The organism is Streptomyces sp. NPDC020780, from assembly GCF_044334475.1.
Classification (GTDB): Bacteria; Actinomycetota; Actinomycetes; order Streptomycetales; family Streptomycetaceae; genus Streptomyces.
In genome coordinates, this window is the sequence record NZ_JBIRTB010000010.1 from 260,380 (window position 1) to 273,284 (window position 12,905).

Annotated in this window: 8 protein-coding genes; 2 read left to right on the plus strand and 6 right to left on the minus strand. The window is 71.7% G+C overall.

Going from position 1 to position 12,905, the window contains the following annotated elements:
- Window positions 1–200: 200 nt before the first annotated feature.
- Entirely contained in the window at window positions 201–2,783 is a 2,583-nt protein-coding gene (locus ACH4VO_RS21370) for a bifunctional FO biosynthesis protein CofGH (protein WP_360986982.1), read from the minus strand.
- 119 nt (window positions 2,784–2,902) lie between these two features.
- Here ACH4VO_RS21370 and ACH4VO_RS21375 point away from each other — a divergent pair, with 119 nt between their 5' ends.
- The gene (locus tag ACH4VO_RS21375; RefSeq protein ID WP_360987372.1) at window positions 2,903–3,571 is read left to right on the plus strand and encodes an HAD family hydrolase; all 669 of its coding nucleotides are present in this window, start codon (window positions 2,903–2,905) and stop codon (window positions 3,569–3,571) included.
- Between the two features lie 75 nt (window positions 3,572–3,646).
- Here ACH4VO_RS21375 and ACH4VO_RS21380 read toward each other — a convergent pair whose 3' ends face one another.
- The 5 genes from ACH4VO_RS21380 to ACH4VO_RS21400 all read right to left on the minus strand — a co-directional run bounded on the left by ACH4VO_RS21380 (window position 3,647) and on the right by ACH4VO_RS21400 (window position 11,509).
- Entirely contained in the window at window positions 3,647–5,131 is a 1,485-nt protein-coding gene (locus ACH4VO_RS21380) for a penicillin-binding protein 2 (RefSeq protein ID WP_360986979.1), read from the minus strand.
- Window positions 5,132–5,265: 134 nt separating this feature from the next.
- Window positions 5,266–6,111, minus strand: coding sequence for an LLM class F420-dependent oxidoreductase (locus ACH4VO_RS21385; protein WP_360986976.1), 846 nt, complete (start codon window positions 6,109–6,111; stop codon window positions 5,266–5,268).
- A gap of 100 nt (window positions 6,112–6,211) precedes the next feature.
- A complete protein-coding gene (locus ACH4VO_RS21390; RefSeq protein WP_360986973.1) occupies window positions 6,212–7,780 on the minus strand; it encodes an APC family permease in 1,569 nt (522 codons plus the stop codon).
- A gap of 284 nt (window positions 7,781–8,064) precedes the next feature.
- The gene (locus ACH4VO_RS21395; RefSeq protein ID WP_360986970.1) at window positions 8,065–9,975 is read right to left on the minus strand and encodes an AMP-dependent synthetase/ligase; all 1,911 of its coding nucleotides are present in this window, start codon (window positions 9,973–9,975) and stop codon (window positions 8,065–8,067) included.
- A gap of 256 nt (window positions 9,976–10,231) precedes the next feature.
- A complete protein-coding gene (locus ACH4VO_RS21400; protein WP_360986967.1) occupies window positions 10,232–11,509 on the minus strand; it encodes an acetyl-CoA C-acetyltransferase in 1,278 nt (425 codons plus the stop codon).
- Between the two features lie 75 nt (window positions 11,510–11,584).
- Between ACH4VO_RS21400 and ACH4VO_RS21405 the strand changes: the two genes are divergently transcribed.
- Complete coding sequence (locus ACH4VO_RS21405) at window positions 11,585–12,904, plus strand: 3-oxoacyl-ACP reductase (RefSeq protein ID WP_360986964.1); 1,320 nt, start codon at window positions 11,585–11,587, stop codon at window positions 12,902–12,904.
- Window position 12,905: the final 1 nt, after the last annotated feature.

The window sequence follows — 12,905 nt, forward strand, 5'->3', positions numbered from 1 at the left end:
CCCTTCTCCCCGTCCACGGGAGCGTCCCTGACGTGCTTCCCCGGCGCGCCCGTGCGCGTGCGGTGGTCAGGTCGGGGCCGGCGGGGGAAAGGCCGGCCGAGAGAGGAGAGCGGCACCGGTCCGCAGCGGCGAGCGGGCGGTTCAGCACCCGTGAGCTCCCCCACCCGCTCGCCCTGCCCGCCGCCGGCCGGCCCGGTGCTTCAGCCCTCCAGCACCGGGAGCAGCTCCGGAAGGTGCCCGTCCGAGGCCGCCGCGGCCGCGACGCGCTCCTCGGACACCTCGCCGTACAGCGTCGTACGCGGCTTCGCCGGCCGGCCCGCGAGGTCGGCGATGGCGACGAGGTCCTGGACCGAGCGGTAGGAGCCGTACCCGGAGCCCGCCATACGGGAGATGGTCTCCTCCATCAGCGTGCCGCCCAGATCGTTGGCGCCCGAGCGGAGCATCTCCGCGGCACCCTCCGCGCCGAGCTTGACCCAGCTCGTCTGGATGTTGGTGATATGCGGGTGGAGCAGGAGACGGGCCATCGCGGTGACGGCCCGGTTGTCGCGGGCGGTGGGGCCGGGGCGGGCGATGCCGGCCAGGTAGACGGGGGCGTTGGTGTGGATGAAGGGGAGGGTGACGAACTCCGTGAAACCGCCGGTCTCCTGCTGGAGGCGGGCCAGCGTCCGGAGGTGGCCGAGCCAGTGCCGGGGCTGGTCGACATGGCCGTACATCATCGTCGAGGATGACCGCAGGCCCGTCCCGTGCGCCGTCCTGATGACCTCCAGCCAGGTGGCGGTGGGCAGTTTGCCCTTGGTGAGGATCCAGCGGACCTCGTCGTCGAGGATCTCCGCCGCCGTGCCGGGGATGGAGTCGAGACCGGCCTCCTTCGCGGCGGCCAGCCAGTCGCGGACGGACATGCCGGTGCGGGAGGCGCCGTTGACGACCTCCATCGGCGAGAAGGCGTGGACGTGCATCCCGGGGACGCGTTCCTTCACGGCGCGGGCGATGTCGAAGTACGCGGTGCCCGGCAGGTCGGGGTGGATGCCACCCTGCATGCACACCTCGACCGCGCCCACGTCCCAGGCCTGGGCGGCACGGTCGGCGACCTGGTCCAGGGAGAGGGTGTACGCGTCGGCGTCCGTGCGCCGCTGGGCGAAGGCGCAGAAACGGCAGCCGGTGTAGCAGACGTTGGTGAAGTTGATGTTCCTGGTCACGATGTAGGTGACATCGTCCCCGACGACGTCACGGCGCAACGTGTCCGCGATCCGGCACAGCTCGTCCAGCGCGGGACCGTCCGCGTGGAGCAGGGCGAGGGCCTGGTCGTCGGTGAGCTTCGTGGGGTCGTCGGCGGCCTGGCTGAGGGCCTGGCGTACGTCGGCGTCGATGCGGGAGGGGACCATGCCGGGGGCGGCGGCCTCGCGCAGGGCCTCCCAGTCGCCGTACACCTCGTCGAAGTCGTCGCGCCGGTCGCCGGTGCGGCCCTCGGTGTCGACGGTGCGGTGCAGATCGGTCCGGCCGGAGGAGCTGAAGCCCTCGTCGGGCTCCTGCCAGGGCAGCCCGGCGGGGATCACGCCCTCCTTCGCGAGACCGGTCTCCGGGTCGGCGAGCGCCCGTACGTGCGGGAGGAGGCGGGGGTCGAGCCAGGGCTCGCCGCGCTGGATGAACTCCGGGTACACGGTAAGGCGTTCCCGCAGCTCGAAGCCGGAATCGGCGGTCCGCGCGGCCAGTTCCTCGATGTGCGGCCAGGGACGCTCGGGGTTCACATGGTCCGGGGTGAGGGGGGAGACGCCGCCCCAGTCGTCGATGCCCGCGCCGATCAGCAGGGCGTACTCGGCGTCGACGAGGTTGGGCGGGGCCTGGATACGGGCCGAGGGGCCCAGGATGTGACGGGCGACGGCGATCGCGGCGGCCAGCTCCTCCAGCTCGGCGTCCGGCATCCCGCGCATCGCGGTGTCCGGCTTGGCGCGGAAGTTCTGGACGATGACCTCCTGGATGCCGTGATAGGCGCGGGCCGTCTTCCGCAGCTCGAACAGGGAGTCGGCGCGCTCCTCGTACGACTCGCCGATCCCGATGAGGATGCCGGTGGTGAAGGGGACGTTGGACCGCCCGGCGTCCTCCAGCACGCGCAGCCGGACGGCCGGCTCCTTGTCCGGGGACCCGTAGTGGGGGCCGCCCTTCGTGGACCACAGCCGGGTCGCCGTCGTCTCCAGCATCATGCCCATGGACGGAGCCACGGGCTTCAGCCGCTGCAGGTCGGTCCAGGTCAGCACCCCGGGGTTGAGGTGTGGGAGCAGACCCGTCTCCTCCAGCACCCGGATCGCCATGGCCCGCACGTACGCCAGGGTGTCGTCGTACCCCTCGGCCTCCAGCCACGCGCGCGCCTCGGGCCACCGGTCCTCGGGCCGGTCGCCGAGGGTGAACAGCGCCTCCTTGCAGCCCATTTCCGCACCCCTGCGGGCGATGTCGAGGACCTCGTCGGGGGACAGGAACATCCCGTGCCCGGCGCTTCTGAGCTTCCCGGGGACGGTGACGAAGGTGCAGTAGTGGCAGGTGTCGCGGCAGAGCCGGGTCAGGGGGATGAAGACCTTGCGGGAGTACGTGATCACTCCCGGCCGGCCCGCGGCGTCGAGTCCCGCGTCCCGCACCCGGGCCGCGGAGGCGGCGAGATCCGTCAGGTCGTCACCGCGCGCCTGGAGCAGGACGGCGGCCTCGGTCACATCGAGTGCGACTCCGTCGCGAGCCCGTTTGAGGGCCCGCCGCATGGAGTTGGTGGTCGGGCGTCCGCGCTGAGGATCGGTCATGAACCGAGCATACGAGCGCGTTCCCCCTCCCGGACCAGGCACCTCTTCCTGCCACGGCCGGCCGAACCCCTGGCGCCTCGGGCGTTATGCGCTGTTTGCACCGTAGGCTCGGATAGGTGATGGAAACGATCGTCTTCGACATCGGCGAGACCCTCGTGCGCGACGACCGCCACTGGGCGTCCTGGGCCGACTGGCTCGGAGTCCCGCCGCACACCGTGAGCGCCCTGGTGGGCGCGGCGGTGACCCAGGGCCGGGACGCCACCGACGCACTGGCCATCCTGCGCCCCGGTATGGACGCGACCGAGGCCTGCCACGCCCGCGCGGTGGCCGGCCGGGGCGAGTATCTGGACGAGACGGACCTCTATCCGGACGTCCGCCCGGCACTGGCGGAGCTGCGCGCACGCGGCCTGCGTGTCGTCGTGGCGGGTGACCGCAGCCGCCGCGCCGGGGAGTTGCTGCGGGCGCTGGACCTGCCCGCGGATCTGGTGGTCACCTCCGAGGAGTGGGGCGTGACCAAACCGGACCCGGAGTTCTTCGCCCGGGTGCTGGACGTCGCGGACGCTCCCCCGCACGCCACCCTGTACGTCGGCGACCACCCGGCCGACGACCTGTTCCCCGCCAAGTCGTCGGGGCTGCGGGCGGCCCACCTCCGCCGCGGCCCGTACGGTCACTGGTGGGCCGGCCACGCGGACGTCACGGAGACCGCGGACTGGCTGATCGACTCCCTCACGGACCTGCCCGCCCTGCTCGCCCGTCCCACCGAAAGCTCCCCGGCCATCGTGAGGTGACGGACGGAACGCGGGCGTCACGCCCGGTTCCCGCGCCCCCCGCCTGCCCACGACAGGCCCGAAACAGGACCGCAGCTACTTACTGAGGACCGCCTGCATGACCTTCTTCGCGATCGGACCGCCCAGGCCGCCGCCGGAGATGTCCGAGCGGGAGATGTCCATCGCCGTCGGGTCGATGAACACGGCGACCGCCACCGACTGGCCGTCCGCCTTCTTCCCGTACGAGACGAACCAGCCGTACGGGACTTCCTTGCTCACGTCGTTGCCGCGCTGGGCCGTGCCCGTCTTGCCGCCCACCGTCACGCCGTCGATCAGGGCGCGCTGCGCGCTGCCCTCCTTGGCGGTGAACTCCATCATCTCCTGGACCTTCCTGGCCGTCTCCTGGGAGACCGCCTGGCTCTTGAGCTGCGGCTCGTTCTTCTCCAGGGTGGACAGGTCCGGGCCGCGCAGCTCGTCGACGACGTACGGCTGCATGAGCTTGCCGTCGTTCGCGAGGGCCGCCGTGACCATGGCCATCTGCATCGGGGTGCTCGTGAGGCTGCCCTGGCCCATGCCGGTGAGGGCGGTGCCGGGCTTGTCCAGCTGACCGGGGTAGAGGCTCTTCGTGGCGAGCATGTCACCGAAGGCGTCGGAGTAGACGTCCGCGTTGAAGCCGAACTTCTCGGCCGTCTCGCGCATCCCCTCGTCGCCCACCTTGAGCGCGGCGTCCAGGAAGACGTTGTTGCAGGAGTACTGCATGGCCGTCTTCATCGACGCCTTGCTGCAGGTCGCGTCGCCCGCCTCGCTGCTGATCCGGCTGCTGGACAGCGGCAGGGGGTAGGGGGAGACCGCGTCGGTCCGGGCGTCGACGTCCGTGACGACGCCGTGCTCCAGGGCGGCGGCAGCGGTGAGGATCTTGAAGGTGGAGCCGGGCGGGAAGGTCTCGCGCAGCGGGCGGTTGGCCAGCGGCTTGCCCTTGTCGTCGACCAGCGCCTGGAACCTGTCGCCCTCCTTGAAGGAGTTACCGGCGAAGACCGAGGGGTCGTACGAGGGGGTCGAGACCAGAGCGAGGACCTTGCCGGTCGCGGGGTCGAGGGCGACGACCGCACCTCGGGCGCCGAGGTCGGTCAGGCCCTTGTAGGCCGCCTCCTGGGCCTTCGGGTCGATGGTCGTGATCACATCGCCGGCGCGCCGCTCCTCACCGGTGAGGATGTCCTTGGCGTGGCGGAAGGCGAAGCGCTCGTCCTGGCCGCTGAGGATGCTGTCGTACGTCTTCTCCAGGAGGGACATGCCCTGCGCCTGGGAGGCGTAGCCGGTGACCGGGGCGTACATCGCGCCCTGCTTGAACGTGCGCTGGTACTTGAAGTCGGTCCCCTCGACCGCCTTCGAGCCGGTGATCGCCTTGCCGCCGACGATGATGTCGCCGCGCGGGGTGGCGAACTGGGTGATCTTGACCCGCCGGTTGTGCTCGTGGGTCGCGAGCTCCTGGCTCTTGGCGTACTGGAGCCAGTTGGCCCGTACCAGCAGGGCCAGCATCAGCAGCCCACAGAAGACGGCTATGTGCCGCAACGGCCTGTTCATCGTGCTCCCGCTCCCAGGCAGCCGGGCACACACGCACACGGGCCGCACCATCGATGTCCGGAGGTGATGGTGCGATTTTAGCGCCGGCGCCGACGACGGATGATCACACCCGTCCGGTCACCGGCGCGGGTCCCTCACAGATACGCCGCGTACGCGTCCAGCGCCCGCAGCACCTCAGCCTCGGGCGCCGGGGGCAGTTGGAGGACGACTTCCGCGATGCCCAGGCCGGCGTAGTGCGCGAGCTTGCCCGGGCTGGGCACGACGGCGTACGGCACCACTTGGAGGTGTTCGGGGTCCCGGCCGGCCGCCTCCCAGGCAGTACGCAGCCGTGGCACGGATTCCGCGAGCCCGCGCCCGCCGATGGGCAGCCAGCCGTCGGCGTCCTGGGCGATCTGCTCGAACAGCTTGGGGCCCGCCGCACCGCCGACGAGGGTGCGCGGGCCGTTCACCGGCCCGCGCGGTTTCCGTACCGGCTTCGGGTGGGCGTGGCTCGCCCGTACGGACCCGAACTCGCCCTCGTACGCCGTCGGTTCCTCCGCCCACAGGGCCCGCATCAGGGCCAGCCGCTCGCGGACGAGCGCCCGCCGGGTCGGCCAGTGGACGCCGTGGTCCGCTGCCTCCTCCACGTTCCAGCCCAGGCCGACGCCGAGCGTGAAACGGCCGCCCGAGAGGTGGTCGAGCGTGGCGGCCTGCTTCGCCAGGTCGATGGGGTCGTGCTGGGCGACCAGCGTGATGCCGGTGCCGAGCTCCAGCCGTTCGGTGACCGCCGCGGCCTGCCCCAGGGCGACGAAGGGGTCGAGGGTGCGGCCGTACTCCGCCGGCAGCTCGCCGCCCGCCGGGTAGGGGGTCTCCCGGCTCACCGGGATGTGGGTGTGCTCGGGCAGGTACAGCCCGGCGAACCCACGCTGTTCCAGCTCGCGCGCGAGCCGTACCGGCGTGATCGTCCCGTCGGTGAGGAAGATCGTTGTGGCGATCCGCATGGAAGGCACCTCCGTCGTCGTCCGTGGCGGTCCCAACGTATGCCGTGCGGCGGCCGGATCGGAGCCTCCTACCGGTAATTCGGCGCCCGCGGTGGGTGATTCAGTCCTGTACGACCAGGGCGGGGGTCTCCTTCGTGAGCACCTCGCCGCGGAAGAACGCCGGGCTGCGGCGCCGCATCCCCACCATCAGCACCATCCCGAGCAGGAGGAGCCCGACACCGATCACGAAGACGGAGCCGACGCCGAGGACGGAGGAGCCGGAGCCGTAGGCCGGGTCCCACATGTCGTACAGGGTCTTGCCGAAGACGGCGGTGAGCAGGATGCCACCGACGACGGGGAAGAGGCCCTTGAAGACGAGGTCGCGGGCGGAGCGGGTCAGGTCGGCGCGGAAGTACCAGGCGCAGGCGAAGGCCGTCAGCGCGTAGTAGAAGCAGATCATCAGGCCGAGGGCGTAGATCGTGTCGACCAGGACGTGCTCGCTGACGAGGGTCATCACCGTGTAGAAGACACCCGTCGCGACCCCGGCCACGACGGTGGCCCTGCCCGGCGTCCGGAAGCGCGGGTGGACGCGGGCGTACGAGGCGGGGAGGGCTTCGTAGGCGGCCATCGCCAGCACCGTGCGCGCCACCGGGATGAAGGTGGTCTGCAGACTCGCGGCGGCCGAGGCCAGCACCGCCAGGAAGAGCAGCACGCCGAGGCCGGGGCCCATGACCGGACCCGCGAGGGCGGCGAAGACGTTGTCGGAGGTGTCCGGGTTGGCGAGGCCGAGCCCGGAGTCTTCGGAGCCGACGGCCATCTGGGCGGCGATGCCCGTGGCGAGGTAGGAGCCGACCAGGACGACCATCGCGATGAGCGCGGCGCGGCCCGGGGTCTTCTCGCTGCCGGTGGTCTCCTCGTTGGCGGTGAGACAGGCGTCCCAGCCCCAGAACATGAAGATCGAGAGGGAGAGGCCGGCCGTGAAGGCGGCGAAGGACTGGACCGCGAACGGATTCAGCCAGGACCAGGAGAAGTCCACCGACGTGGCGGCGAAGTCACCGCTGCCCGCCTTCCGCACGGCCATCACCACGAACACGGCGAGGACGACGAGCTGCAGGCCGACCAGGGCGTACTGGACGCCCTTCGTGGCCGTCATCCCCCGGTAGCTGATCGCCGTCGCCACCGCGATGAGCACGAGGCAGGTCAGGATGTGCACGGCCTTGTCGTCGTCCAGGGCGGCGACCTCGCCGCTGCCCGATATCTCACCGGCCAGCAGCCAGAAGTAGGAGGTGGCGACACCCGCCAGGTTCGACAGGACGATGATCGTCGCGATGACCAGGCCCCAGCCGCACATCCAGCCCAGGCGCGGCCCGAAGGCCTTCACCGTCCAGGTGAACGAGGTGCCGCAGTCCGGCATGACCTTGTTGAGCTCCCGGTAGGCGAAGGCGACCAGCAGCATGGGGAGGAATCCGGCCAGGAACACGGCGGGCATCTGGACCCCTACCTCGCCGGCGGTGGAGCCGAGCGTGGAGGTCAGGCAGTACACGGGGGCCACGGTGGAGACGCCGATGACGGCGCTGCCCATCAGGCCGACGGAGTTACCGCCGAGGCCCTTCCCGCGCACGCCGCCGTCGGCCGGGGCGCTTCCCCTTACCGTGTCTCCGGCCTGTGGCCGGGCGTCCAGCTGTGTCATGGAGAGGACGTTATGCGCTGCGATATCCACATCCGGAGGGTGAGACTCCCCTGTCTCACCCTTGAGTTGGAAAGCCTGAGTAGCCCTCCGCGCCACTTATCGAAGGTCAATAGCGGCTAACGCCTGTCAATTGACAGCTCGCACCCTCGAAGGGCGCCGTACGGTAATCGCACCCCTGTCCGCTTTGACCCTATTCAAAATTTTCCGGCGCTACTTTTCGGCCACCTTCCGGTCCCCTCCGGTTGGTTCCGGATCGCTCCTCCCCGCATCGGCTTCCTCCCGTTTCATCCCCGGTACAGAGCCTCGATCTCCGCCGCGAAGTCCCGGGTGATCGCGTCCCGCTTCAGCTTGAGGGAGGGGGTGAGATGCCCGCTCTCCTCGGTGAAGTCCTTCGGCAGGACGGTGAACGTACGGATGGACTCGGCGCGCGACACCAGCCGGTTGGCCTCGTCGACCGCGCGCTGGAGCGCCGCGCGCAGTTCCTCGTCACGGACGAGCTCGGACAGCGGGACGCCTTCCTTCTTCCGCATCCTGCGCCAGTGCGCCAGCCCGTCCGGCTCCAGGGTGATCAGGGCGCTCACGAACGGGCGGTTGTCGCCGACCACGAGGCACTGGCTCACCAGCGGGTGCGCCCGCAGCCAGTCCTCCAGGGGCGCCGGGACGACGTTCTTGCCGCCGGAGGTGATGAGGACGTCCTTCTTCCGGCCGGTGATCGTGAGGTAGCCCTCCTCGTCGAGCGCACCCAGGTCGCCGGTCGCGAACCAGCCGTCGTCCAGGTCCGGGACGGCCTCGCTCCGCGCGGTGTCCCAGTAGCCCTGGAAGACCTGGCCGCCCCTGAGCAGGACCTCCCCGTCGTCGGCGATCCGCACGGCGGTACCGGGCAGCGGCCAGCCCACCGTGCCCAGCCGGGGCTTGAGCGGCGGGGTGACCGTGGCGGCGGCGGTGGTCTCCGTGAGGCCGTAACCCTCGAAGATCTGGATGCCCGCTCCCGCGTAGAAGGCGGCGAGCCGCCGCCCCAGCGGGGAGCCGCCGCAGATCGCGTACCGGACGTGCCCGCCCAGCGCTGCCCGTATGCGCCGGTAGACCAGCGGATCGTAGAGGGCGCGGGCAGCGCGCAGCCCGAGGCCGGGGCCGGGGCCCGTGCCGTGTTCGGCGGCCTCGACCGCCTCGCCGTACCGCTCCGCGATGCGGGCAGCGCGGTCGAAGGAGGGGGCGCGGCCCATCTTCTCGGCGGTGGCCCGTCCCGTGTTGTAGACCTTCTCCAGCACGTACGGGATGGCCAGCAGGAACGAGGGCCTGAATCCCGCCAGGTCCGCCAGCAGGTCCTCGGTCCTGATGGAGGGGGCGTGCCCGAGCCGGACCCGGGCCCGCATGCAGCCGATGGCGACCATCCGGCCGAAGACGTGCGAGAGGGGCAGGAACAGCAGGGTGGAGGCGGGGTGCTTGGACACCGACCTGAAGACCGGGTGGAGCAGCTCGATGGCGTTGTCGACCTCGGCGAAGAAGTTGCCGTGGGTCAGTACGCAGCCCTTGGGGCGGCCCGTGGTGCCCGAGGTGTAGATGAGGGTGGCGGGGGTGTCCGGCCCCAGGGTGGCGCGGCGGGCGGCGACGACGGCGTCGGGGATGTTCCTGCCCAGCTTCTTCAGCCGGCCGATGACACCCGTGTCGAACTGCCAGAGGTGGGTGAGGGCGCCGAGCTGCTGACGCTCATGACTGACCATCCGCCCCTGCTCCGTGCCCTCCACCACGCAGGCGGCGGCTCCGGAGTCCTGGAGTATCCAGCGGGTCTGGAAGGCGGACGAGGTGGGATAGACGGGCACGGTGACGAGCCCGGCCGCCCAGGAGGCGAAGTCGAGCAGCGTCCACTCGTAGGTCGTACGGGCCATGATCGCGATCCGGTCGCCGGCCTGGAGGCCTTCCGCGACGAGGCCCTTGGCGACGGCCAGGACCTCCGCGGCGAAGTCGGCGGCGCTGACGTCCTGCCAGCTGCCGTCGGCCTGCTTGCGGCTCAGGACGGCCTCGGACGGGGCCTCGCGTGCGTTGTCGAAAGGAATCTCGGCGAGCGAACCACTCCGTACGGTCGGCGCGAACAGGGGCACGGACACTTCCCGTACGGTGCCGTCCGCCCCTCTGATCCTGGCCGGCTCGACAAGGACGGGAACGCTGGGTACGGCGGCAGAGGCGGGCGTGGACACGAGCGGCTCCTCGACATCGGGGCGGACGCCGGTCCCGTCCCTGGGTCCGGCGCCGGTGCGGCTGCTGGGTGCGCGGGGTCGTGCACGGGCTTCGTGCTTGCGGGCCCGCGGGCTGCGGGCTGCGGGCTGCGGGCTGCGGGCTGCGCTTCGTACGTGGGCGGAGTCGTGCGGCGGGTGTCCGGTGATCAGGGGCCGTCAGGGCAGTCAGGGCCGTCAGGGCTGTTCCCGGCCGGCCCGGATCCTCTCCACCCCTCCCTCACGGGCGTTCCAGGATGGCCGTGACCCCCTGGCCGCCCGCCGCGCAGATGGAGATCAGGCCACGGCCCGGTCCGCCGCGTTCGGCGAGGAGCTCGGCCAGGGTCGCCACGATCCGGGCGCCGGTCGCGGCGAACGGGTGGCCGGTGGCGAGGGACGAGCCCGCCACGTTCAGCTTCGCCCTGTCGACGGGTGCCAGGCCCTGCTTCTCCCAGGCCGCCAGCGTGGCGAGGACCTGGGACGCGAAGGCCTCATGGATCTCGAAGAGGTCGAAGTCCGCCATCGTGAGACCGGCCCGCTCCAGCAGACGCGGTACGGCGTACGCGGGCGCCATCAGCAGCCCGTCGTCACCGTCCACGTGGTCCACGGCGCCCGTCTCGTGGAGTGAGAGGTACGCCAGCGGCTCCAGGCCGCGCTCCGCCGCCCACTCCTCGCTCGACAGGAGCACGGTGGCCGCCCCGTCGGTGAGCGGGGTCGAATTGCCCGCGGTCATCGTCGCGTCGGGGTGAGCGGTGCCGAACACCGGCTTCAGCGTGGCGAGTTTCTCGGGCGTGGAGCCGGGTCGCAGGTTCTGGTCGCGCTCCAGGCCGAGGTACGGCACGACGAGGTCGTCCAGGAAGCCGCGTTCGTACGCCGCCGCGAGCCGCTGGTGGCTGGTGGCCGCCAGCAGGTCCTGCTCCGCACGGCCGATGCCCCACTTCCGGGCGGTGACCGCGGCGTGCTCGCCCATCGAAAGGCCGGTCCGCGGCTCGGAGTTGCGGGGGATGTCCGGGACCAGATGGCGGGGGCGCACGGCCGCCAGCGCCTTGATCCGGCCGGCCGCCGACGTCGCCCGGCGGGCCTCCAGCAGAATCCTGCGCAACTGGTCGTTCACGCCCAGGGGAGCGTCGCTCGTCGTGTCCGCACCACCCGCGACCGCCGAGTCGACGGCGCCCAGCGCGATCTTGTTCGCCGCCGCGACGACGGCCTGCAGACCCGTTCCGCAGGCCTGCTGGACGTCGTAGGCCGGGGTGCGCGGATCCAGGGACGAACCCAGGACGGTCTCGCGGGCCAGGTTGAAGTCCCGGCTGTGCTTGAGGACCGCTCCGGCCACGAACTCGCCCACCCGCTGCCCGCGCAGGCCGAAGCGCTCGGCCAGCCCGTCCAGCGCGGCCGTGAGCATGTCCTGGTTGGAGGCCCGGGCGTACGGGCCGTCGGAGCGGGCGAAGGGAATGCGGGTGCCACCGATGACCGCGACCCGGCGCGGCTGCGGAAGTGCGAGGGGAATCAACTCGACCAACTCATCTCGACCAGATCCTGACCCTTGAGTAACCTTACTCCGGAGTCAATCTACGACCAGCAGGGAGTCCGGACAATGGCCGACCGCTATCTCCGCTTCACCGGCACAGCGCCCGGCCGCTTCCTGAGCCGGGGGCTCGGACTGCCGCAACCCGCCCCGCTCCGCCGGTGGACGGTGGCGACGCCCATGCTGGAGGGGCCGTTGCTGCACCTCACGGCCGGTACGACGGCCCACCCGGGGACGCTCGGCCCGGTGCTCGCCGCGACCGGCCTGGAGGTCACCGGACAGGCGGGGCGCCCGGCAGCCGTCGTCCTGGACGCGACCGGAATCACCACCGTCGCCGGGCTCGGCGACGTGCACGCCGCCCTCCACCCCGTCGTGCGGTCCCTGGCCCCCGGCGGACGCGTCGTCGTCCTCGGCACCCCGCCGTCCGCCGACGACCACCATCAGGCGGCGGCCCAGCAGGCCCTCGAAGGGTTCGTGCGCTCGCTGGGCAAGGAGATCGGCAGGGGCTCCACCGCCCAGTTGCTCCGCATCGCCCCGGGGGCCGCCGCCTCGGCCGAATCCACGCTCCGCTTCCTGCTGTCCCCCCGCTCCGCGTACGTCAGCGGCCAGGTCGTCGAACTCACCGCCGCCGCACCGGACCCCGTCCCCGACTGGGCCGCGCCGCTGGCCGGCCGTACGGCGCTGGTCACCGGGGCCTCGCGGGGCATCGGTGCCGCCGTCGCCTCCGTGCTGGCCAGGGACGGCGCCCGGGTCATCTGCCTGGACGTGCCCCAGGCCCGGGAGGACCTCGCCCGTACCGCCGACCGCCTCGGCGCGAGCGCGCTGGAGCTCGACGTCACCGCACCCGACGCCGCCGCCCTGATCGCCGCGGCCGCTCCGGACGGTCTCGACATCCTCGTCCACAACGCGGGCATCACCCGGGACCGCAGGCTCGCCAACATGCCGGCCGACCGCTGGGCCTCGGTCATGGAGGTCAACCTGGACAGCGTCCTGCGCATCACGGACACCCTCCTGGAAACGGGTACCGTCCGGCAGGGCGGACGCGTGGTCGCCACCGCGTCCATCGCCGGGATCGCGGGCAACACCGGCCAGACCAACTACGCCGCCAGCAAGGCGGGCATCATCGGCCTCGTCCGCTCCCTGGCCCCGCGAGCCGCCGCCGCCCACGGTGTCACCGTCAACGCGGTCGCGCCCGGCTTCATCGAGACGAAGATGACGGCTGCCGTCCCGCTCCTCATCCGCGAGGCGGGCCGCAGGATGAACTCCCTGTCCCAGGGCGGACTTCCGGTCGACGTGGCCGAGACCACCGCATGGTTCGCCCAGCCCGCCTCCAGCGCCGTGAACGGCCAGGTCGTACGGGTCTGCGGCCAGAGTCTGCTGGGGGCGTGAC

Excerpts from the sequence above, each read along its gene's own strand:
- ACH4VO_RS21380 (WP_360986979.1), bottom strand. The coding sequence starts at position 5,131 with ATGAACAGGCCGTTGCGGCACATAGCCGTCTTCTGTGGGCTGCTGATG.
- ACH4VO_RS21390 (WP_360986973.1), bottom strand. The coding sequence starts at position 7,780 with ATGACACAGCTGGACGCCCGGCCACAGGCCGGAGACACGGTAAGGGGA.
- ACH4VO_RS21405 (WP_360986964.1), top strand. The coding sequence starts at position 11,585 with ATGGCCGACCGCTATCTCCGCTTCACCGGCACAGCGCCCGGCCGCTTC.
- ACH4VO_RS21375 (WP_360987372.1), top strand. The coding sequence starts at position 2,903 with ATGGAAACGATCGTCTTCGACATCGGCGAGACCCTCGTGCGCGACGAC.
- ACH4VO_RS21370 (WP_360986982.1), bottom strand. The coding sequence starts at position 2,783 with ATGACCGATCCTCAGCGCGGACGCCCGACCACCAACTCCATGCGGCGG.
- ACH4VO_RS21385 (WP_360986976.1), bottom strand. The coding sequence starts at position 6,111 with ATGCGGATCGCCACAACGATCTTCCTCACCGACGGGACGATCACGCCG.